Raw genomic sequence first — 21,309 nt, 5'->3', positions numbered from 1 at the left:
CGGCGGCGCGGCGCGGCGCGCTAGCCTCACCGCAGGGAGTGCACCCCTCCGTCGACGGCCAGCACGGTGCCGGTCGTCGAGCCGGAGAGCGGGCTCGCGAGGTAGCACACGGCGTGGGCGATCTCCTCGGGGGCGACGAGGCGGCCGATGGGCTGGCGGGCGACGAGGGCCTGGAGTGCGGCATCCGGGTCGTCCGCCTGGGCGAGGAGGCGCTGCACCCACGGGGTGTCCGCGGTGCCGGGCGAGACGGCGTTGACGCGCACCCGGTCGGCGATGAGGTCGGCGGCCATCGCGCGGGTGAGGGACTCGACCGCGCCTTTCGAGGCGGAGTACGCGGCGCGCTTGACGAGGCCGGTGCCCGCGACGATCGAGCCGGTGTTGACGATCGCGGCCGACGGCGAGAGCCGCAGGTGCGGCAGCGCCGCGCGCGAGAGCCGCACCGCGCCGTAGAGGTTCACGTCGAACACGCGGCGCCACTCGTCGAGGTCGTTGTCCTCGATGGTGCCGACGGCGCCGATGCCGGCGTTGTTGATCAGGATGTCGAGGCGCCCGTACTGCGCCACGACCTGCTCCACGGCGGAGGCGACGGCCGCGTCATCCGTCACGTCGCAGTCGATGTCTCCGCCCACCCGGTCGAGGGAGACCGCGGTCGCTCCGCGCGAGTTCAGCAGTGCCACGGTCGCCGCGCCGATTCCCGAGGCGCCGCCGGTGACGATTGCGACGAGTCCAGTGAAGTCGGTCATCAGTACGTCGCCCGTCCGCCGGAGATGTCGTACACCGCGCCCGTCGAGAAGCTCAGCTCGTCGGAGCACAGCCAGCTGATGAGAGCAGCCACCTCCGACGGCTGCCCGACGCGCTTCATGGGGATGAGGCTCGTGATGTGGGCGAGCACCTCCGGCGAGGTGGTCGCGTTCATCTCGGTGTTGATGACGGCGGGGGCGATCGCGTTGATGAGCACGCCGGTGGTGGCGAGTTCCTTGCCGAGCGACTTCGTCATGCCGATGACGGCCGCCTTGGTGGCCGAGTAGGCGCCGAGGTTGGGGTTGCCGTCCTTGCCCGCCATCGAGGCGATGTTGACGATGCGGCCCCAGCCGCGGTCGATCATGGTGGGGATGACGGCCCGGCACAAGTGGAACGTGCCGTTGACGTTGACGTCGAAGGTCTTCTGGAACTCGGCATCCGTCGCCTCCCACAGCGGCTTGTTCGGCCCGACGATGCCCGCGCTGTTGACGAGGATGTCGACGGGCCCGACCTCGGCGACGGCGAGGTTGACGGCGGTGGAGTCGCTCACGTCGACGACGAAGTCCGGCGAGCCGCCGAGGTCGAACGAGATCACCTCGACCCCGTCCGCGCGCAGCCGGGTCACGGTCGCGGCGCCGAGGCCGGACTCTCCTCCGGTGACGATCGCTCTTCTCATTCAGTTCTCCTTCGGGGATGACGCGGCATCGAGCAGCTCGAGCACGTGCTGGTAGGGGGCGCCGGTGGCGCGGGTCATGCCGATCTCGCACGTGCGGTTGCACGAGGCGTGCGCGTCGAAGTGCCCGGCGCGGACGGCTTCGGCCTCGCGAGCGGTCGCGCTCGCGGTGAGCTCGGGATGCAGCATCCCGCGGTCACCGGCGAAGGCGCAGCAGCCCCAGTCGTCGGGCACGACTGCCTCGGTCGCGACGGCGCCGGCGACGGCCATGAGGTGCGGGTTGGACCCGGCGCGCGTGGACGAGCACGTGGGATGCACGGCCAGCCGCCCCACGACGGGCGACACGTCGAGCACGGGCAGGAGGTGCTCCGCGGCGAAGTCGACCGCGTCGAGGATGCGCAGCCCGGAGTACCGGTCGTCGGACGCGACCGCCTTCTCGAGGGCGTGCACGAGCCCCTCCGAGCACGACGAGTTGTCGCACACGACGGGCAGCTCGCCGTGGCGCGAGGCCTCCCAGAGCGATGCGACGGTGCGGTCGACCATCTCGGCGTAGCCCTCGGTGATGCCCTTCGATTTCCACGGTGTGCCGCAGCACAGGTCGCCGACGCCTTCGGGCCGCACGGCCCCGATACCGGCCTTGACGAGTAGCGACTCGAACGCGACCGCGACCCCCTCACCGCCCTCGGCGGGGCCGAACATGGTGCCGACGCACGCGGCGAAGTACACGATCTCGGGGGCGCCGGTGACACCGGCCCGGCGCCGCGCCCCACCGCGCGGCAGGTCGCGCGACCACTCGGGCACGGTGTCCGCCCCGAGCACGGCGCGCGCCGCGCGATTGGGCAGGGGCACGAGGGGGGCGACGGCGGGCACGACGGACAGCGCGGTCGAGGCGAGGCGCGTCGTGGCATCCCAGTGCCGGCCCGCCGCCGTCCACGCGGCCGCGACGGGCTTCGCGACCGACTCGGCGCGCAGGCGCCGCACGAGGTCGCCCGTGTTGATGAACACCGGGCACGCGGTCGCGCACATGCCGTCGACCGCGCACGTCTGCTCGACCTCGTAGGCGCTTTGGCGCTCGAGCTCGCGCGCGAGGTCGAGGTCGCCGCGGGCAACGGCGTCGGCGATCGCACGCCGCACGACGATCCGCTGCCGCGGCGTGACCGTGAGGTCCTTCGACGGGCACACCGGCTCGCAGTAGCCGCACTCGACGCAGCGGTCGACCTCCGCCTCGACGGTCGGCGTCGACTTGAGGTGCTGGAGATGGATGCCCGGGTCGTCGCTCACGACGATGCCGGGACTGAGGATCCCCGCGGGATCGAAGGCCCGCTTGAGCTCGACCATCATGGCGAAGAGATCGTCACCGTACTGGCGGCGCACGAACGGCGCCATGATGCGGCCCGTGCCGTGCTCGGCCTTGAGGGTGCCGCCGGCGGCGAGCACGAGGTCGACCATGTCGTCGGTGAAGGCGATGTAGCGCTGGAGGGAGGCCGGGTCGTCGAAGCGCTCGTTGAGGAGGAAGTGGACGTTGCCGTCCTTCGCGTGGCCGAAGATGACGGCGTCGCCGTAGCCGTGCGTCGCGAAGAGCGCCTGAAGCCCCGCGCACGTGTCGGCGAGGCGGGCGACCGGTACGGCAATGTCTTCGAGGAGCGCCGTCGTGCCGCTCGGCCGCGCCCCCGCGACCGCGGCGAAGAGCCCCTTGCGCAGGTGCCAGAGGGCGGCGCGGATGCGGGCATCCGAGGTGAGCTCGGGGGTGCCGACGACCGGCAGCCGGGCGAAGAGGGTGCGCGCACCGGCGGCGAGGGCATCCAGCTCGACGACGGAGGCGGCCTGGTACTCGACGAGCAGGGCCGCGTGGTCGACGACCTCCAGTTCGGGGAGGGCTCCGACGGACGACGGGTCGGCCTGGGCGACGCGCAGGGACGCGGCATCCAGCAGCTCGATCGTCGCCGCGCCGGACGCGACGAGCTCGACGAGGGAGTCGGTCGCCGCCCGAAGCGATTCGAAGAGGAGCAGTGCCGTCGCGACTGCGGGCTGCAGCGGTACCGTGCGGAACGTCGCCCGGGCGACGAAGCCGAGCGTGCCCTCACTGCCGACGAGCAGATGCAGGAGCATGTCGACGGGTCGCTCGAAGTCGACGAGGGAGTTGAGGCCGTAGCCCATCGTGTTCTTGATGGAGAACTGGCGCTCGACGGTCTCGCGCAGCGCCGGATCGGCGAGCAGCCGCTCGCGCAGGTCGAGGAGGGTGTCGTACAGCCCGGGCTCGCGAGCACGCAGGGCATCGTCGGCATCCGGTGCCGCGGTGTCGACGACGGTTCCGCTCGGCAGCACGATGACGGCGGACTCGAGCGTGCGGTAGGTGTTCTGCTCGGTGCCGCACGCCATGCCGCTCGAGTTGTTGGCGATGACGCCGCCGATGGTGCAGGCGATCTCGCTCGCCGGGTCGGGGCCGAGCTTGCGCTTGTGCCGCAGCAGCCGCGCGTTGACGGCGCGCACCGTGACGCCCGGCTCGACTTCGACGCGCTCGCCGCCGTCGAGCACGCGGATGCCCCGGAACTCCGACCGGGTATCGACGAGGATGCCCCCGGAGCTCGCCTGACCGGAGAGGCTCGTGCCACCCGAGCGGAAGGTGAGCGCCTCCCCCGTCACCGTCGCGAACGAGAAGAGCTCCGCGACCTCCTCGACCGACTTCGGCGTGACGACGGCGCGCGGCGTGAGGAGGTAGTGCGACGCGTCGACCGCCGCGGTGACGCGGTCGAACGCGGTGGTCGAGACGGTCGCGGCGGTCGCCGACCGGATGCTCGCCCCGAGCGCATCGGTCGGCGCGATGTCAGTGCGACTCACGCGCCACCCCGCTCCCGCTCGATCCGACGAGGAAGTCGAGGTCGGCGCCCGTGTCGGCCTGCATGACGTGATCGACGTAGAGCTTCGTCCACCCGCGGGCAGGGGCGGCGTAGGCGGCCGCGCTCGCCTCGCTGGGCGTGCGGGCGGCGAGCTCCTCGTCGGGCACGTCGAGGTGGAGGCGGCGGCCCGGCACGTCGAGCTCGATCCAGTCGCCGGTGCGCACGAGCGAGAGCGGTCCGCCGGCGGCGGCCTCGGGGGCGGCGTGGAGCACGACGGTGCCGTACGCGGTGCCCGACATGCGGGCATCCGAGATCCGCACCATATCGCGCACGCCGCGCTCGAGGAGCTTCGCCGGCAGGGGCATGTTGCCGACCTCGGGCATGCCCGGGTAGCCCCGCGGTCCGCACCCGCGCAGTACGAGCACGGAGTTCTCGTCGACGTCGAGGTCGGGCAGGTCGATGCGGGCGCGGAAGTCTTCGATCGACTCGAACACGACGGCCCGGCCGCGGTGGGTGAGGAGCTCGGGCGAGGCGGCGGCCGGCTTGATGATCGCGCCGCTCGGCGCGAGGTTGCCTCGCAGTACGGCGATGCCGGCGTCGAGCATGAGCGGCGTCTCGCGCGGCCGGATGACCGTGTCGTCGTAGACCGGCCGGTCGTCGAGGTACTCGACGAGGGGTCGACCGGTGACCGTGATGGGCTCGGGCGAGAGCAGGTCGCGCACTCCGGCGAGCGCCGCGAGGATGCCCCCCGCCCGGTACAGGTCGTCCATGAGGTACTCGCCCGAGGGCAGCAGGTTCACGAGCAGCGGCACGTGCGAGCCGGCACCGTCGAAGTCGTCGAGGGAGAGGTCGACCCCGAGTCGGCCGGCGATCGCGAGGAGGTGCACGACCGAGTTGGTCGAGCCGCCTGTGGCGGCGACGGCGACGATCGCGTTGAGGAAGCTCTCGCGCGTCATGACCTGGCTCGGTGTCCGGCCCGCGGCGACCAGGTCGACGGCGAGCCGACCCGCGGCGTGGGCTCCGGAGAGCAGGCGGGCGTCGGGAGCGGGGATTCCGGATGACCCGGGGATGGTCATCCCGAGCGCTTCGGCGACGACCGCCATCGTCGACGCCGTGCCCATCGTGTTGCAGTGCCCGGCGCTGCGGATCATGGAGCCCTCGGACTCGCGGAACTGGCCGTTGGTGATGGTGCCGGCCCGCACCTCCTCGGAGAGGCGCCAGACATCCGTTCCGCAGCCGAGCGCTTCGCCGCGGAAGTGACCGGTGAGCATGGGCCCCCCGGGAACCACGACCGCGGGGAGGTCGACGGAGGCCGCCGCCATGAGCAGGGCGGGGATGGTCTTGTCGCAACCGCCGAGGAGCACGACGCCGTCGATCGGGTTGGCGCGCAGCATCTCCTCGATCGCCATCGCGGCCATGTTGCGCCAGAGCATCGCGGTCGGCTTGACCTGGGTCTCGCCGATCGAGACGACGGGAAGGTTGAGGGGAACCCCGCCGGCCTCCCAGATGCCGGCCTTGACCGATTCGGCCACCTGGTCGAGGTGCTTGTTGCACGGGGTGAGGTCGCTCGCCGTGTTCGCGATAGCGATCTGCGGGCGAGAGCCGTCGAGGGCCGAGTCGGGGGTGCCGCGTCGCATCCAGGCACGGTGGATGTACGCGTTGCGGTCGCTGCCGGCATACCAGTCCGCGCTGCGCAGGTGATCGACCATGATCGCCCTCTCGCCTAATAATTCCAACTATTGAAACGTTGTGCTGATATTCTGAATTATGGCACAATCGGGCCGACCGCGGCATCCGATTGCGGTCACCGCAACCCGCGAACCGAAAGACACACATGCGCCTGATCCGCCTGGGACCGATCGGTTCCGAGAAGCCCGCCGTTCTCGTCGACGACGACACCTACGTGGATGTCTCGGACGTCGTTCCCGACTTCGACGGGGCCTTCTTCGCCTCGGGCCGCATCGCCGAGCTCCCCGCGATCGTCGCCGGCCGCACGCCGCAGCCGATCGGCGACCAGCGCATCGGAGCGCCGTTCGCGCGACCCCACCAGATCCTCTGCATCGGGCTCAACTACTCCGACCACGCCGCCGAGAGCGGCATGGAGGTGCCGAGCGAGCCCATTCTCTTCACCAAGTCGCCGAACACCCTGCAGGGCCCGAACGACGACGTGATCGTGCCGAAGGGCTCCGTCAAGACCGACTGGGAGGTCGAGCTCGGCATCGTCATCGGCTCGCCCGCGAGCTACCTGGCCGACGAAGCCGCCGCCGAGGCCGCCATCGCCGGCTACGTCGTCACCAACGACCTCAGCGAGCGCGAGTGGCAGATCGAGCGCAAGGGGCAGTGGTCGAAGGGCAAGTCGGCTCCGACGTTCAACCCGGCCGGCCCCTGGCTCGTCACCCCCGACGAGGTCGGCGACGTGCTCGCCCTCGACATGTTCCTCGACGTCGACGGCGTTCGCCGCCAGACCGGGTCGACCGCCACCATGGTCTTCAGCCCCGCCTTCATCGTCCATTACCTCAGCCAGTTCATGGCCCTCGAGCCGGGCGACCTCATCAACACGGGCACGCCCCCGGGAGTGGGCATGGGCATGAACCCGCCCCAGTACCTGCACGGCGGCGAGGTGCTCGAGCTCGGCATCCAGAAGCTCGGCTCGCAGCGCCAGCGCGTGCTCCCCTACGGCGGCTGACGTGCGCGCGTTCGTCGTCACGGCACCGCGGGAGGCCTCCGTGCAGGAGGTCCCCGAGCCGGAGCCCGGCGACGGCGACCTCCTCGTCGAGGTCGAGCGCGTCGGCATCTGCGGTACCGACGTCGAGTTCTACACGGGCGAGATGGCCTACCTCGAGCAGGGCCTCACGCACTTCCCGATCCGTCTCGGGCACGAATGGACCGGAACGGTCGTCGGCCTCGGCGCCGGAACGGACGAGTCCTGGCTCGGTCGCCGCATCACCGGCGACACCATGCTCGGCTGCGGGCACTGCCGGTTCTGCCTCGCGGGGAAGCACCACGTGTGCCCCGACCGCTTCGAGGTGGGCATCCAGGACGGCTGGCCGGGAGCGCTCGCCGAGCGGATGCTCATCCCGCAGCGCTTCGCCCACGCGATCCCCGACTCGGTGTCCGTGACGGCCGCCGCCCTCGTCGAGCCGGGCGGCAACTCGCTGCGCGCCGTGATGGCTGCCGGCGAGGGAGGTCGGCTGCTCGTGCTCGGCTCGGGGACGATCGGCCTTCTCGCCGCCCAGTTCGCCCTCGCGCGCGGCTTCGAGGTCGAGGTCGCGGGGGTGCGACCGGAGTCGCTCGAGCTCGCCGAATCGCTCGGCGTGCCCGTCACGCGCACCATCGATTCGCTCGGCTCGCTCGAGGGCGTGCACTACGACGCCGTCATCGACGCGACATCCGATGCCCGCGCGCCGCACCTCGCCGCCCAGCTCGTCGACCCCGGCGGCCGGGTCGTGTACATCGGGCTCTCGGGCACCCCCAGCCACGTCGACACCCGGGACCTCGCCCTCAAGGACGTCACGGCCGTAGGCATCCTCTCCGCCTCCCCCGGCCTGCCCGGGGCGATCGACGGCTACGCGACCGGCGCGGTTCGGCCCGAGGCGATCGTGGCCGAGGTCGTCGGGCTCGGGGACGTCGCATCCCGACTCGCCGGCGAGCGCGGCGCGGATGCCGGCCCCGGCCCCAAGGTGCACGTCGATCCGAGGCTGCCGTGAGCGCGACGGCGGGCGACCCCGAGCGGCTCGTCGGGTCGGAGCGAGTGCTCGCCGTGCTGACCGAGCTCGCCGAGCATCCCGAGGGCATCTCGCTCGACGAGCTCGCGCGCCGCGTGCACGGGTCGAAGCCGACGGTGCACCGGGCGCTCGCCTCGCTGCGCAAGGCCGGACTCGCCCACCAGACCGCCCGGGGCGTCTACGAGCTCGGCGACGAGTTCCTGAGGTTGGCCTTCCGGTTCCAGGATGCCCGTCCCGAGACCGCGCGCATCGAACCCCTCCTGCGCGAGCTCGCGGAGGTCTTCGGCGAGACCGCCCACTACGCGGTGCTCGACGGCGCGCACGTCGTGTACCGCGCGAAGGTGGACCCGCCGTCGGGCGCCGTGCGGCTCACCTCGACGATCGGCGGACGCAACCCCGCCTACTCCACCGCGGTCGGCAAGCTCCTGCTGAGCGACTTCGTGCGCACGACCGCCGACCTCGATGCCGTGCTCGGCAGCGAGCCGCTCGCCGCCTTCACCGACCACACCATCACCGACCGCGCGGCGCTCCTCGACGAGATCTCGCTCTCCCGCGAGCGCGGCTTCGGCCTGGACGACCAGGAGAACGAGCTCGGCGTCAACTGCGTGGCGCTCGCCGTGACATCCCCCGCCGGGCACCGGGGCGCGATCTCGGTGAGCGCGCTCGCGTACCGCCGCGGGCTCGACTCGCTCGTCGCGGACGTGCCGCTCATCCGCGCGGCGGTCGCGCGGCACCTGGGCTAGCGCGCACCTCCGCATCCGCCCGCGCCCCGGCCCCCCGCATCCCGCCCGCGCCCCGCATCCCCCGCATCCCCCGTAACCCTCGAATCCCCTTCCGAAAAGACGGAGTTCCCGCAGTGCGGAGGGATGCGCGGCGGAACGAGCCACCGGGGAGGGGCGATCTCCGTCTTTTCGGAAGGAGGCGGGCTTGGCGGGAAGAAGAGGCGGCGGCGACTCCCTACTCGATTGTTAGACAATCTGCTATATTGTCTAGCAATCCCCTCAGCGCGGAAGGAGTACCCGTGTCCCTCGACACCCCCGTCGTGCTCCCCGACGCCATCGCCGACGAGTTGCGGGCGAGCATCCTGAGCCAGTCCATCGCGCCGGGCGAGACGCTCACCGAGTCGGCGGTCGCCGTGCGCTTCGGGGTCGCCCGGCCCACCGCGAAGATCGCCATCGAGCGACTCGTCGCCGACGGTCTTCTGCGGCGCGAGGCCCACCGGGCCGCCCGCGTTCCCGAGCTCACCCGCGACGACGTCGCCGACCTCTTCGACAACCGCGCCGTGCTCGAGTCCGCCGCGATGGCCGCGCTCGCGACCTCCGGCACGATCCCCGCGGAAGCCCTCGCCGCCCACCGCGAGCTCGCCGCCACCCACGACTTCGCCGACGCCGACATCCGCTTCCACCGCGCCCTTGTCGCCGGGCAGCCGAGTCCGCGCCTCGCGCGGCTGCACGACCTCCTCATGGGCGAGGTCGAGCTGTGCATCGGGCAGGTGCAGGCCGCGCAGCTGCTCACGTCCGCCGAGGTCGCCGCCCAGCACCAGCGCATCCTCGACGCCATCACCGCGGGCGATGCCGATGCCGCGGCAGCCCTCACCCGATCCCACATCGCCGGGGCGCGCGACGCCCTCCTCTCCCACCTCGAAGGACACCATGGTTAAGCGACGGCTCCCGAACCCCGTCGAGCTCTTCGAACTCATGAAGTTCAAGAAGCCGACGCTCAACGCGAAGAAGCGCCGGCTGGATGCCGCCCTCACGATCTACGACCTCAAGGACATCGCGAAGCGCCGCACGCCGAAGGCGGCGTTCGACTACACCGACGGAGCCGCCGAGGGAGAGCTCTCGCTCGCCCGCGCCCGCCAGGCGTTCGAGGACATCGAGTTCCACCCGTCGATCCTGCGGGATGTCTCGACCGTCGACACCACGACGACCGTGCTCGGCGGCACTTCCGCGCTCCCCTTCGGCATCGCGCCGACGGGGTTCACGCGGCTCATGCAGACCGAGGGCGAGATCGCCGGGGCCGGGGCGGCGGGGGCGGCGGGCATCCCGTTCACCCTGTCGACGCTCGGCACGACGAGCATCGAAGACGTCAAGGCGGCCAACCCGACCGGGCGCAACTGGTTCCAGCTGTACGTGATGCGGCAGCGCGAGATCTCCTACGGGCTCGTCGAGCGGGCCGCCGCCGCGGGCTTCGACACGCTCATGTTCACGGTCGACACCCCCGTCGCGGGAGCGCGACTGCGCGACAAGCGCAACGGATTCTCGATCCCGCCGCAGCTCACCGCCGGCACGATCATCAACGCGATCCCGAGGCCGTGGTGGTGGTTCGACTTCCTGACGACGCCGAAGCTCGAGTTCGCGTCGCTGTCGTCGACCGGCGGCACGGTCGGTGAACTGCTCGACTCGGCGATGGACCCGTCGATCAACTTCGACGACTTGGGCGTCATCCGCGGCATGTGGCCCGGCAAGATCGTCATCAAGGGGGTTCAGAACGTCGAGGACTCGAAGCGGCTCGCCGATCTCGGGGTCGACGGCATCCTGCTCTCCAACCACGGCGGACGCCAGCTCGACCGCGCGCCGATCCCGTTCCACCTGCTCCCGCAGGTTGTCAAGGAGGTCGGCAAGGACACGGAGGTGTGGGTCGACACGGGCATCATGAACGGTGCCGACATCGTGGCGTCCCTCGCTCTCGGCGCGAAGTTCACCCTCATCGGCCGGGCGTACCTCTACGGCCTCATGGCCGGCGGGCGCGCGGGAGTCGACCGCACCATCCAGATCCTGTCCGACCAGATCGTGCGCACGATGAAGCTCCTCGAGGTCTCCTCCGTCGAGGAGCTCGAGCCGAAGCACGTCACGCAGCTTCAGCGCCTCATCCCGAGGGGTTGACGGGCTCGGCGCTCGAGGCTCGTGGTGGGGCCTCGAGCGCCGGGAGCAGGGCACTCGCGCGGCGCTCGTGGTGGGGCGCCGCGCGAGTCTCGCCGTCGCGGCCCGCGCTTCGATAACGTGGGCACGTGACCTGGGTGTACCCGGCCGAGGAGGCCGCCGCGACGACACGATTCGGTCTCGCGGTCGCGTCGTTCTGGGTCGCGGTCGTGTTCCTGGTCGGCGGAGCCTCGACCCTCGTGACGAATGCCGTACTCGGGGGGCTCGCCGCCCCCGTCCTCGGACTGACCGCAACGGCCGTCCTCATCGGCCTCCTCGTCGTCGTGCGCGTGTGGCGAGGGTTCGCGGTGTGGTTCGGAGCCGCCGTCATCGCGGTCGGCGGCGTCGCGGTCGGGATGCTCGGGCTCGGCCTCTCCGTGAACGAGGCCACGTGGTTCCCGAAGGTCGCCGCGCTCGTCGGCATCACGGCGCTCGGCGGCATCGCCGATCGCTGGACGGGCGCCGCCGGGACGATCGTCGCCTACCTCGTCGGCCAGGCAGTGCTCACCGCCCTCGCTCCCGGTCACGCGGTCGAGCTCGCCCCCGCCCTCATCGCGCTCGTGGTCGCGGTGTACTACGGCTTCCTCAACGAGACCCGCCGTCGCGGGCGCTCCGCCGCCGACCGGCTGGATGCCGCGGCTCGCGCCGACCTCGCCGCCTCGCAGCGCCGGGCCTTCGAGCTGCGCTCCCGAGCCCTCGTCCACGACACCGTGCTGAGCGACCTCGTCGCCCTCGGGATGAGCCCGCCCGGGCCGCTGTCCGAGTCGGCGAGGGCGAGCATCCGCGAGAGCCTGGCGGCGGTGCGCGGCCCCGATGACGCCGAGTCGTACGTGTCGAGGCCGAGCCGCGCGCTCGACGCGGTGCTCGAGCGGGAGCGCGCGCTCGGCCTGCACGTGGAGGTCACGGGCGAGACCGGGGTGCTCGACTCACTGGACGCGGCGCCGCGGGCCGCCCTCCTGCAGGCGATCGATCAGGCCCTCGTGAACGTGCGCAAGCATGCCGGGGTCGAGTCGGCCGAGCTCTCGCTGATCGCGAGCGGGGCATCTGTCGTCGCCACCGTCGTCGACGAGGGCGTCGGCTTCTCGGAGGCCGACATCCCCGCGGACCGCTTCGGCTTCCGCGAGTCGATCCGCGGGTCGCTCGAGGCGGTCGGCGGCACCGCCCGCATCCTCTCGAGCCCGGACGCTGGCACCTCGGTGCTGCTCACCGTACCGCTCGGCGAGGGGGGCGACTCGTGAGCCGGCCGACCCCTCAGACGCTCGACCCGCTCGGCGGGCTCACCGCGCGGTACTTCCTGCTCGCGACGTGCGTGGTCACCGCGGTCGTCGCCGCCCTGATGCTGTGGGCCCATCAGGGCGACATCTCCTCCGCCGCGTTGCAGTCCGCCGCGCTCATCGTGTTCACGGGCGCCCTCATCCAGGCGATCATCGCCGCCGACCCGCAGTACTTCCCGTTCGGTCCGGTGCGGCACGCGCTCGTCTTCGCGACACTGCTCCTCGCCGCCGCGCTCGATGCCGCGAGCCGGCCCGACGGGGTCGCGCAGGCCGGCACGTGGGCGCCCGTCTGCATCGCGATCATCCTGTTCCTCAGCGGGTCGTTCCGGCCCTACCGCGAGGTGCTCATCGTCTCGTTCGTCGTCGCGGTCGGGGTGGGCATCATTACGTTCCTGCACCTCGGCGCTCTCGCGCCGGCGGACGCCGCGCAGCAGGTGACCCGCGCGGTCACCCCGATCGTCGCCATCGGCGCCGGCACCGCGGGCTTCTCCCGCGTGCTCGTCACGCGACTGTCGCGGTGGCAGCGCGACCACCAGCTGGTCCCCCCATCGGACCTCGCCGCCGCGGTCGAGGTGCAGCGCGTGCGGCAGGACTTCGTCGACTACCGAGTCGGCCCCTTCCTCGAGTCCCTCCTCGAGGCGGACAGTCTCACGCCCGTCGACGCGGCCCGCGCTCGCGGCCTCGCGGCGGGGTTGCGCCAGCAGATGCTGCGGGATGCCTCCCGCTCGTGGCTCTCCGACGCGGTGGACCGCTTCGAGGGCGACCGCACCATCGTCGATTCGCTCACCGCCGACCAGCGTCGCGCGCTCGGCGCGATCATCGCGGAACTGCGAGCGGATGACTCGCTCATCGAGAACAGCGTGGGCGCCGTGGCCCGTCCCGGGCCGCCCGCCACGATCGAGCTCTCCGCCGCGCTCGACACCTCGGGTCTCCGGGCCCCCGCCTACCGGGCCGTGCTCGGCGCGGCGTTCGCGCGGGCGCGCGTCGACATCACGCCGACGGCGGTGTCGATCGTGGCGCAGCTCGCGCGGTAGGGGCCGGCGCTACCGCACGAACGGGTGCTACCGCACGAGCCAGCCGCCGTCGACCGGCAGCACGACGCCGTGCACGTACGCGGCGGCGGGCGAGGCGAGGAAGACGACCGCCCCGGCGACGTCCGCCGCACTCCCCCATCGCCCCGCCGGGATGCGCGCCTCGAACGCGGCCCGGCGAGCGGGGTCGCCGTGCGTCGCCGACGTGAGCTCGGTCTCGATGTAGCCCGGCGCGATCGCGTTGACGCCGACCCCGCGGCCCGCCCACTCGTTCGCGAGCGCGTGCACGAGACCCGCCACCGCCGACTTCGAGGCGGTGTAGCTCACGACGTCGCGGCCGCCCTGCCACGTCATCATCGAGCCGAGGAACACGATGCGGCCCGAGCCGCGGTCGAGCATCCGGGCTCCCAGCTCGCGCGCGAGCACGAAGGGGGCGGTGAGGTTCACGTCGAGCACGGCGGCCCACTGCTCGTCGGTATGGTGCTCGGCGGGGTTGCGCTCGGCGATCCCGGCGTTGTTGACAAGGATGTCGATCGGCCGGTCGAGCGCGTCGAGGGATGCGACGAGCCCCCGTACGCCGTCGGGGCTGGAGAGGTCGGCGGCGAGAGCCGTGTAGTCCCGACCCGCCTCGCGGACGGCCGCGGCCGTGGCATCCTGCGACCCGCGCGCGACGCCCACGACGTCGGCACCGGCCTCCGCGAGCCCGAGGGCGATCCCTGCCCCGATGCCGCGGCTGGCCCCGGTCACGACGGCGAGTGAACCGGTGAGGTCGAACGGCGAGGTCATGGGGTCACGCTAGCCCAGTGCGCCCCGTCCACCCCGTTTCTCAGGAATATGCGGCCACTGACGACATAGTGCACTCGGCGCGAGCATATTCCTGAGAAACGGGGTTGGCCGGGTCCGCTACACGACACCGAGGTACTTGTTCTGCACCTCGGCGTCGCCGGCGATCTCGGAGGCGGGCAGATCGGCGGCGATCCGGCCGTTGACCATGACGAGGATGCGGTCGCACAGCTCGGTCGCGAAGCGCAGGTTCTGCTCGATGAGCAGCACCGCCTGCCCCTCCGAGACGACGCCGCGCAGAACCTCCGCGAGGTGATCGACGACCGCCGGGGCGAGTCCCTCGGAGGGCTCGTCCATGACGAGCAGCCGCGGGTTCGACAGCAGCGCGCGCCCGATCGCGAGCATCTGCTGCTCCCCTCCGGAGAGCTCCGCCCCGCCATTGCGCTTGCGCTCGGCGAGCCGCGGGAAGAGGTCGTAGATCGCGGGAACCGTCCAGCGGTCCGACTTGCGCGCACCGACCATCGTGAGGTGCTCGTGCACCGTGAGCGACGGGAAGATGCGGCGCCCCTGCGGCACGTGCGCGATGCCCGCCCGGGTGATCTGGTACGGCTGCTTGTTGGCGAGGTCGCGGCCCTCGAACGAGATCGATCCGCTGCGCACCGGGATGAACCCCGCGATCGCCTTGACGAGGGTCGACTTGCCCATGCCGTTGCGCCCCACCATGCCGAGCGGCTCGGTGCCCATGCGGAACGAGACATCCTGCAGCACATGGACGTGCCCGTAGTACACGTTGAGGTCGCTGACCTCGAAGGAGGTCTCAGGCGGCGTGGTCAATGGAGCCTCCCAGGTAGATCTCACGGACCCGCTCGCTCGCGCGGATCTCGTCGGGCGTGCCCTCGAGGATCTTCTCGCCGTCGTGCATCACGATGACGCGGCTCGCGACAGCGAGCGCGATGTCCATGTCGTGCTCGATGAGCAGCAGGCTGATCTCCTGCGGCAGTTCGCGCAGCAGGGTGACGAGGGATGCCCGTTCCGCCGGCGAGAACCCGGCCGCGGGCTCGTCGAGCATGAGCAGCTTCGGCTCGAGTGCGAGCGCCATCGCGAGTTCGAGCTGGCGCTGCTCGCCGTGCGAGAGGTCGGCCACCGGCTGGGGGCCGCGGCCGTCGAGGCCGACGCGGTCGAGGAGCCGCGCGACCCGGTCCCAGCGCGCGGTGTCGCGGCGGAAGTGCCGCAGCAGCCCGCCGCGGAACTCGTTTCCTCCGAGCGCGATGAAGACGTTCTCCGCGGCGGTGAGCTGCTCGAACAGCCGCGACGTCTGGAAGGTGCGGGCGAGCCCGCGGCGAGCGCGCTGGGCGGCCGACGTGCGGGTCACGTTCTCGCCGAACAGCTCGATGGTGCCGGATGACACGGGGAAGGTTCCCGCGATGCAGTTGAACAGCGTGGACTTGCCGGCGCCGTTCGTGCCGATGACGCTGATGCGCTCGCCCGCCTCGAGGGTGAGGCTGACGTGGCGCATCGCCTTGAGGCCGCCGAAGTGCTTCGACACGTCGTCGACGCGGAGCGCGAGCTCGGGCATCCTGGGTCCTTCCGAAGAGTGGGGGATGGTCCCCGGCCGGGCCGAAGCCCGACCGGGGACCGGGTGGGTGCTACAGGTCGTCGCAGCTCTCGAAGCGGTCGTAGACCGTCGTGCCCTGCTTGACGCCGGTGGCCTCCGAGATGTTCTGCTGGACGAGCGAGCCGTCCTCGCCCTCGGCGACCTCGATGAGGAAGTTGTCGACGATCGCCTGGCGGTTCTCGTCCATCGAGATCGGACCAGTGGGGCTGTCCCACTCGAGCGAGCCGAGCGCCTCGCGGAACGCGGCGTGACCGTCGCTCAGGTCGCCGTCGACGGCCTCGAGGCCGAGGAGGAGCGACTCGAACGAGTTGTAGTAGAGGATCGAGAAGATCGACGGCGACGGGAACTCGGCCGAGGGGGCCGCGAGGTACGCGTCGACGAACTCGGCCCAGACCGGGTTGTCGTATCCGGCACCGGGGACGGGTCCACCGGTGATGGTGCCGATCGCGGCAGACGCGATGTTCGCATCGCCGGAGAGGGCGGTGGTGTCGACGGCGATCGAGCCGCCGATGAGCGGCTTGGCCACACCGTTGGTCACGGCCTGCGACAGGAAGCTCGCGGCGTCCGCGCCACCGAGGCCCACGTACACCGCATCGGTGTCGGCGGGGATCTGCGAGATGATCGTCGCGTAGTCGGTGGTGCCGACGGGCACCCACGAGGCGCCCGAGATCGAGCCGCCGGCCGCGCAGAACTCGCTGAAGAAGCCGCCCGCGTTGTCATACGGGAACGAGTAGTCCTCGGCGAGGAGGTACACGCTGTCGTAGCCCTTCTCCTCCACGGCGTAGGTGCCGAGGCCGCCCATCCACATGGCGGAGTCGCCGTGGAAGCGGAAGAAGTTCTCCGCGCCCTCGAGCGTCATGCCGACGGGGCTCGCGGAGCCGTTGACGAACGTGACCTCGGGGACGGTGAGCGCGTACTGCACGACGGTCTCGCCCTCGTCGCCGGAGACCGGGCCGAAGACGATGTCGACGCCGTCGTTCTCGACGAGCTTCTTCACCTGGGTCTGGGCCGAGGCGGTCGTGCCGTCGGTTCCCGCGTAGATGATCTCGAGCGTCTTGCCCGCGACCTCGCCGCCGTCGGCGGTTCCGCCGTACGGTGCCATCGCGGCCTCGATCGCGGCCTTCGCCTCGCCCATTCCGAACGCGAGGTTGCCCTCGCTCGTGGCCATGACGCCGATCTTGATGACGTCGCCGCCACCCTCGCCACCGCCCGCGGTACAACCCGTCGCGAGCAGGAGCACGGATGCTCCGGCGGCCACTGCTGCGGCCAGGCCCTTCTTGTTCAGCATCATTGCTGCTTTCCTTCCGTGATTGCATGCTCCGCCGACTGGTCAGCCGACGGGTCTTGCTGCGGGGCATCGTGGCGCGGGGTGCGGCGCCGGGCGATGAGCCCCTTCACCTGCTTGCCGATTCCCGCGAGACCCGCGGGCGCGAACAGCAGGACGATGATGAACACCAGGCCGGTGAGGGTCATGTACCGGTCGGTGAGGTTCTGGGCGAAGTTCGACAGGAGCGTGAGCACGAGCGCTCCCGCGAATACCCCGCCGAGGGAGCCGACGCCGCCGATGACCGCGACGACGAGGACGTCGAGGGTGGAGCCGAGACTCACGACGTCGGGGTCCACCTGGGCGCGGTCGAGCACGAGCACGATTCCGCCGACGGACGCGATGAACGCGGCGAACGTGGTGGCGGCGATGCGGTACGCGTTCACGTTGTACCCGAGCGCGCGCATCCGGTCGGGGCTGTCGCGGACCCCTTGCAGGGTGAGCCCGAACGTCGAGCTCGCCGCGTACCGGCACAGCACGTAGCAGAGGATGCCGATGACGAGCACGAAGTAGTAGAACGACGTGATGTCGTTGAGGTTGAGGAACCCGAAATCGGGCTTGAGCACGGGAGCGAGACCGCGGCGGGCGTTCGTGACCTCGATGGCCTGCGACGCCCAGGAGTAGAAGACCTGACCGATCGCGAGGGTGATCATGAGGAAGTAGATCGCCTTGGTGCGGGCGGCGATGAGGGCGATGAGGAAGCCGGCGAGGGTTCCCGCGACGAGCCCCACGAGGGCGGCGAGTACGAACGGCTGCTCGAACGTCACCATCATGACGCCGACGCCGTAGGCGGAGACGCCCGCGACGGTCACCTGGGCGAGCGAGAGCAGCCCCACGTAGCGGTTGAGGAACACGAGGCTCATCGCGATGATGCCGAGCCAGATCGTGCGCACCCCGATGTTGGGCAGCCAGAACCGCGGCCGGTCGACGAGGAACGGGAAGAGAACGGCGACGAGGATGACCGCTCCCCCGAGCGCCCACGGCAGCCACCGGGCGACGCCCGTGCGCTTCGGTGCGAAGAGCTCGCTCATACCGCCCTCCCCATGATTCCCTGCGGACGGACGGCGAGCACGACGACCATGAGCGCGAACGTCAGCACGAGCGAGTACGTCGGCGCGTAGACGAGCGAGAACTGGCTCACGAGTCCGACGAGCACCGCGCCGATCGCCGCTCCGGTGATGGATCCCATCCCGCCGACGATCACGACGACGAGGGAGTAGAGGAGGTACACGCCGTCCTGGCCGGGCAGCAGCGGGAAGAGCGTTCCGCCGACAACCCCGGCGAGGCCGGCGAGCGCCGAGCCGAGCACGAAGATGATCGCGAAGACCACCCGCACGTTGACGCCCGTCGCCGCGGTCATCTGACTGTCGTCGACGCCCGCTCGAACGACCGAGCCGAACCGGGTGCGCGTGATGAAGAGGGTGAGGGCGACGCCGACGACGACCGCGATGAGCAGCACGAGGAGGCGCAGGAGCGGGTAAGGACCGATGAAGGGGATGCTCACCGACGCCACCTGCACGTCTCCGGGCACGGGCACCTGGGTGGCGGTGCCGCCGAACACCGCGAGCATGAGGTCGGTGCCGATGAGGCTCACCCCGAGCGTGATGAGGGCGACGCGCATGTCGTCGTCCTGGAAGCGCCGGATGAGCACCTGGTGGATGAGGAGGCCGAGGAGCCCGACGAGGATGGCTCCCCCGATCGCCCCGAGGAACCAGTTGCCGGTCTCGCGCGCGATGACGTAGCCGAGGTAGCCGCCGAGCAGGTAGCTCGTGCCGTGCGCCATGGTGATGACGCGCATGAGCCCGAAGATGAGGGTGAGGCCGCTGGCCACGAGGAAGTACACCCCGGCGAGCGTCAGCCCGTTCAGCGCGATGAGGAGAAACTGGTCCATGTCACCTGACTCACGACGTTGTGGTCTTCCATTCGTTTCGGGATTCTAAAATGTATCCCGGCTTGTATACAAGTAGTTGTACACTAAGGGCGAGTTCTCCCGCTGTCAACAAGCGATGAGCATTCACCACCTGGACGCAACGGAGCGAAGGGACGACGATGGCGTCGTACAAGACACTGCGCGTGGCCGCGATCGGCTACGCATTCATGGGCAAGGCCCACTCCCAGGCCTGGCGCAACGTCGCCGCCTACTTCGACGTGCCGCCCGTCGAGCAGGCGGTGCTCGTCGGGCGCAACGCCGAGCACGTCGCGGCGGCCGCCGCCCGGTTCGGGTGGGCCGAGTCCGCGACAGACTGGCGCGAGGTCATCCAGCGCGACGACATCGACATCATCGACGTCTGCGCCCCCGGCAACATGCACGCCGAGATCGCGATCGCCGCCCTCGAGGCCGGAAAGCACGTCGTCGTCGAGAAGCCGATCGCCAACTCCGTGGAGGAGGCGGAGCGGATGCTCGCCGCCTTCGAGGCGGCCTCAGCCCGCGGCCAGCACGCGATCGTGAACTTCAACTACCGGCGCGTCCCCGCGATCGAGGTCGCGCGTCGACTCGTCGCCGACGGCCGGCTCGGCCCGCTCCACCACGTGCGCGCCTCGTACCTGCAGGACTGGCTCAACGACCCCGCGACGCCGATGAGCTGGCGGCTCCGCCGGGAGACCGCGGGCTCGGGCGCGCTCGGCGACCTCGGCTCGCACATCGCCGACCTCGTGCAGCACGTCACCGGGGAGAGCATCGACGCCGTCTCGGGCGGAGTGACGACCTTCATCGGCGAGCGCCCGGGCGGCGACTCGGGCGACGGTGGCATCAAGGGCACCGGGGGCGGCGCGCTCGAGAAGGTGACCGTGGATGACGCGGCTTGGGGCACCGCGCACCTCTCCGGGGGAGCCGTCGTGCAGCTCGAGGTGACCCGCCTCGCGCTCGGCTGCAAGAACGCGATGACCCTCGAGGTGTACGGCGAGCGCGGGAGCATCCGCTTCGACCTGGAGAACCTCAACGAGCTCTGGTTCTTCGACGGCGCGGACGGCGCCGGGGAGCAGGGCTTCCGCCGCATCCTCGTCACCGAGGCCGACCACCCGTGGGTGGGGGCGTGGTGGCCGGACGGCCACATCATCGGCTGGGAGCACACGTTCGTGCACCAGTTCGCGGAGTTCCTGAATTCGATCCGGGATGACACCCCCTCGAGCCCCTCGTTCGCCGACGGGCTGCGCGTTCAGCGCGTGCTCGCCGCGATCGAGGAGTCATCTCGCAGGAGCAGCCAGGCCGTTCGCGTGGCAGAGTAGTTATGACGATCTTCGACAAAAGTCCCACCCCTCTCGAGAAGGAGCAGCAATGACGCATCCCGTGACCCTCTTCACCGGCCAGTGGGCCGACCTTCCCCTCGAGGAGGTGGCCCGGCTCGCGAGCGAGTGGGGCTACGACGGCCTCGAGCTCGCCTGCTGGGGCGACCACCTCGACGTGTGGCGCGCGGCCGAGGACGACGACTACGCGAAGTCGCGCCTCGACCTGCTCGACAAGTACGGGCTCAAGCTCTACGCCATCTCCAACCACCTCAAGGGCCAGGCCGTGTGCGATGACCCGATCGACTTCCGCCACCAGGCGATCGTCGGCGCGAAGGTGTGGGGCGACGGCGACGCCGAGGGCGTGCGCCAGCGCGCCGCGGAGGAGATGAAGAAGACCGCGATCACCGCGCGCAAACTCGGCGTCGACACCGTCGTCGGGTTCACCGGCTCGAAGATCTGGCAGTACGTCGCCATGTTCCCGCCGGTCGGCCAGGACGTCATCGACGCCGGCTACGAGGACTTCGCCAACCGCTGGAACCCTATCCTCGACGTCTTCGACTCCGAGGGCGTGCGCTTCGCCCACGAGGTGCACCCGTCGGAGATCGCCTACGACTACTGGACCACCGTGAAGACGCTCGAGGCGATCGACCACCGCGAGGCCTTCGGCCTCAACTGGGACCCGTCGCACATGGTGTGGCAGGGCCTCGACCCCGTCGCGTTCATCCTCGACTTCGCCGACCGGATCTACCACGTCGACTGCAAGGACACCCGTATGCGGATGGGCAACGGCCGCAACGGTGTGCTCGGCTCGCACCGCGCGTGGGCCGACCCCCGCCGCGGCTGGGACTTCGTGTCCACCGGTCGCGGCGATGTGCCGTGGGAGGACAGCATCCGCGCCCTCAACTCGATCGGCTACACCGGCCCGATCTCGGTCGAGTGGGAGGACGCCGGCATGGACCGCCTCGAGGGCGCGCCCGCCGGACTCGCCTACGTGCGCTCGCTCCTGTGGACCGTGCCGACCGGCTCGTTCGACGACGCGTTCGCCTCGAAGGACTGACGCGGCGCACGCGCCGCTCGAATCGCCGAGTGTTCCGATTTGGTCGCTATAAGGCCTCGCTTACCGACCAAATCGGAACACTCGGCAGAGAGGGCGACCGGGG

The 21,309-nt window shown here is 70.9% G+C and carries 19 protein-coding genes; 9 read left to right on the top strand and 10 right to left on the bottom strand.

From position 1 onward, the window contains the following. Positions 1–26: 26 nt before the first annotated feature. Genes Q5716_RS00430 through Q5716_RS00415 form a run of 4 tightly spaced genes read right to left on the bottom strand, consistent with a single transcriptional unit; the run spans position 27 to position 5,960 of the window. Complete coding sequence (locus Q5716_RS00430; RefSeq protein WP_305001117.1) at positions 27–743, bottom strand: SDR family NAD(P)-dependent oxidoreductase; 717 nt, start codon at positions 741–743, stop codon at positions 27–29. Next, the gene (locus tag Q5716_RS00425) at positions 743–1,417 is read right to left on the bottom strand and encodes an SDR family NAD(P)-dependent oxidoreductase (protein WP_305001116.1); all 675 of its coding nucleotides are present in this window, start codon (positions 1,415–1,417) and stop codon (positions 743–745) included. Before Q5716_RS00425 ends, Q5716_RS00430 begins: the two co-directional genes overlap by 1 nt. Further along, on the bottom strand, positions 1,418–4,252 hold the full coding sequence (locus Q5716_RS00420) for an FAD-binding and (Fe-S)-binding domain-containing protein (protein WP_305001115.1): 2,835 nt from the start codon (positions 4,250–4,252) through the stop codon (positions 1,418–1,420). Further along, positions 4,239–5,960, bottom strand: a complete 1,722-nt coding sequence (locus Q5716_RS00415) for an IlvD/Edd family dehydratase (RefSeq protein ID WP_305001114.1) — start codon at positions 5,958–5,960, stop codon at positions 4,239–4,241. The genes Q5716_RS00420 and Q5716_RS00415 overlap by 14 nt, the downstream gene beginning before the upstream one ends. A gap of 125 nt (positions 5,961–6,085) precedes the next feature. Between Q5716_RS00415 and Q5716_RS00410 the strand changes: the two genes are divergently transcribed. The 7 genes from Q5716_RS00410 to Q5716_RS00380 all read left to right on the top strand — a co-directional run bounded on the left by Q5716_RS00410 (position 6,086) and on the right by Q5716_RS00380 (position 13,205). After that, on the top strand, positions 6,086–6,937 hold the full coding sequence (locus Q5716_RS00410; protein ID WP_305001113.1) for a fumarylacetoacetate hydrolase family protein: 852 nt from the start codon (positions 6,086–6,088) through the stop codon (positions 6,935–6,937). A 1-nt stretch (position 6,938) separates the two neighbouring features. Further along, on the top strand, positions 6,939–7,958 hold the full coding sequence (locus tag Q5716_RS00405) for a zinc-dependent alcohol dehydrogenase (protein ID WP_305001112.1): 1,020 nt from the start codon (positions 6,939–6,941) through the stop codon (positions 7,956–7,958). After that, entirely contained in the window at positions 7,955–8,719 is a 765-nt protein-coding gene (locus Q5716_RS00400; RefSeq protein ID WP_305001111.1) for an IclR family transcriptional regulator, read from the top strand. Before Q5716_RS00405 ends, Q5716_RS00400 begins: the two co-directional genes overlap by 4 nt. Positions 8,720–8,997: 278 nt before the next feature. After that, a complete protein-coding gene (locus Q5716_RS00395; protein WP_305001110.1) occupies positions 8,998–9,636 on the top strand; it encodes a GntR family transcriptional regulator in 639 nt (212 codons plus the stop codon). Next, a complete protein-coding gene (locus tag Q5716_RS00390; protein WP_305001109.1) occupies positions 9,629–10,861 on the top strand; it encodes an alpha-hydroxy acid oxidase in 1,233 nt (410 codons plus the stop codon). The genes Q5716_RS00395 and Q5716_RS00390 overlap by 8 nt, the downstream gene beginning before the upstream one ends. Before the next feature lie 125 nt (positions 10,862–10,986). Beyond that, on the top strand, positions 10,987–12,135 hold the full coding sequence (locus Q5716_RS00385) for a sensor histidine kinase (RefSeq protein ID WP_305001108.1): 1,149 nt from the start codon (positions 10,987–10,989) through the stop codon (positions 12,133–12,135). After that, a complete protein-coding gene (locus Q5716_RS00380; protein ID WP_305001107.1) occupies positions 12,132–13,205 on the top strand; it encodes a hypothetical protein in 1,074 nt (357 codons plus the stop codon). The genes Q5716_RS00385 and Q5716_RS00380 overlap by 4 nt, the downstream gene beginning before the upstream one ends. Positions 13,206–13,232: 27 nt before the next feature. On the opposite strand, the gene Q5716_RS00375 is transcribed toward Q5716_RS00380, so the two are convergent. From Q5716_RS00375 to Q5716_RS00350, 6 genes are all read right to left on the bottom strand, one after another. Beyond that, positions 13,233–13,988 (bottom strand): SDR family oxidoreductase, encoded by a 756-nt coding sequence (locus Q5716_RS00375; protein ID WP_305001106.1) that lies wholly within the window; start codon positions 13,986–13,988, stop codon positions 13,233–13,235. Between the two features lie 117 nt (positions 13,989–14,105). Further along, on the bottom strand, positions 14,106–14,819 hold the full coding sequence (locus Q5716_RS00370; protein ID WP_305001105.1) for an ABC transporter ATP-binding protein: 714 nt from the start codon (positions 14,817–14,819) through the stop codon (positions 14,106–14,108). Continuing rightward, positions 14,803–15,561 (bottom strand): ABC transporter ATP-binding protein, encoded by a 759-nt coding sequence (locus Q5716_RS00365; RefSeq protein ID WP_305001104.1) that lies wholly within the window; start codon positions 15,559–15,561, stop codon positions 14,803–14,805. Before Q5716_RS00365 ends, Q5716_RS00370 begins: the two co-directional genes overlap by 17 nt. A gap of 70 nt (positions 15,562–15,631) precedes the next feature. Beyond that, a complete protein-coding gene (locus Q5716_RS00360) occupies positions 15,632–16,891 on the bottom strand; it encodes an ABC transporter substrate-binding protein (RefSeq protein ID WP_305001103.1) in 1,260 nt (419 codons plus the stop codon). Further along, a complete protein-coding gene (locus Q5716_RS00355; RefSeq protein WP_305001102.1) occupies positions 16,888–17,955 on the bottom strand; it encodes a branched-chain amino acid ABC transporter permease in 1,068 nt (355 codons plus the stop codon). The genes Q5716_RS00360 and Q5716_RS00355 overlap by 4 nt, the downstream gene beginning before the upstream one ends. Further along, the gene (locus Q5716_RS00350; protein ID WP_305001101.1) at positions 17,952–18,815 is read right to left on the bottom strand and encodes a branched-chain amino acid ABC transporter permease; all 864 of its coding nucleotides are present in this window, start codon (positions 18,813–18,815) and stop codon (positions 17,952–17,954) included. Before Q5716_RS00350 ends, Q5716_RS00355 begins: the two co-directional genes overlap by 4 nt. A 158-nt stretch (positions 18,816–18,973) precedes the next feature. Here Q5716_RS00350 and Q5716_RS00345 point away from each other — a divergent pair, with 158 nt between their 5' ends. Next, complete coding sequence (locus tag Q5716_RS00345) at positions 18,974–20,149, top strand: Gfo/Idh/MocA family protein (RefSeq protein ID WP_305001100.1); 1,176 nt, start codon at positions 18,974–18,976, stop codon at positions 20,147–20,149. 49 nt (positions 20,150–20,198) lie between these two features. Continuing rightward, positions 20,199–21,206, top strand: coding sequence for a sugar phosphate isomerase/epimerase family protein (locus tag Q5716_RS00340; RefSeq protein WP_305001099.1), 1,008 nt, complete (start codon positions 20,199–20,201; stop codon positions 21,204–21,206). Positions 21,207–21,309: the final 103 nt, after the last annotated feature.

The sequence above is a fragment of the Antiquaquibacter soli genome (genome assembly GCF_030580675.1).
GTDB lineage: Bacteria > Actinomycetota > Actinomycetes > Actinomycetales > Microbacteriaceae > Rhodoglobus > Rhodoglobus soli.
The sequence above is the reverse complement of the archived record's forward strand: the minus strand, read 5'-3'. Positions and strand labels throughout refer to the sequence as shown.

Bases quoted from the DNA above. Each gene is read 5' to 3' on its own strand.
- Q5716_RS00410 (WP_305001113.1), top strand. From the start codon at position 6,086: ATGCGCCTGATCCGCCTGGGACCGATCGGTTCCGAGAAGCCCGCCGTT.
- Q5716_RS00350 (WP_305001101.1), bottom strand. From the start codon at position 18,815: ATGGACCAGTTTCTCCTCATCGCGCTGAACGGGCTGACGCTCGCCGGG.
- Q5716_RS00425 (WP_305001116.1), bottom strand. From the start codon at position 1,417: ATGAGAAGAGCGATCGTCACCGGAGGAGAGTCCGGCCTCGGCGCCGCG.
- Q5716_RS00430 (WP_305001117.1), bottom strand. From the start codon at position 743: ATGACCGACTTCACTGGACTCGTCGCAATCGTCACCGGCGGCGCCTCG.
- Q5716_RS00365 (WP_305001104.1), bottom strand. From the start codon at position 15,561: ATGCCCGAGCTCGCGCTCCGCGTCGACGACGTGTCGAAGCACTTCGGC.
- Q5716_RS00355 (WP_305001102.1), bottom strand. From the start codon at position 17,955: ATGAGCGAGCTCTTCGCACCGAAGCGCACGGGCGTCGCCCGGTGGCTG.
- Q5716_RS00390 (WP_305001109.1), top strand. From the start codon at position 9,629: ATGGTTAAGCGACGGCTCCCGAACCCCGTCGAGCTCTTCGAACTCATG.
- Q5716_RS00360 (WP_305001103.1), bottom strand. From the start codon at position 16,891: ATGATGCTGAACAAGAAGGGCCTGGCCGCAGCAGTGGCCGCCGGAGCA.
- Q5716_RS00340 (WP_305001099.1), top strand. From the start codon at position 20,199: ATGACGCATCCCGTGACCCTCTTCACCGGCCAGTGGGCCGACCTTCCC.
- Q5716_RS00345 (WP_305001100.1), top strand. From the start codon at position 18,974: ATGGCGTCGTACAAGACACTGCGCGTGGCCGCGATCGGCTACGCATTC.
- Q5716_RS00375 (WP_305001106.1), bottom strand. From the start codon at position 13,988: ATGACCTCGCCGTTCGACCTCACCGGTTCACTCGCCGTCGTGACCGGG.
- Q5716_RS00415 (WP_305001114.1), bottom strand. From the start codon at position 5,960: ATGGTCGATCACCTGCGCAGCGCGGACTGGTATGCCGGCAGCGACCGC.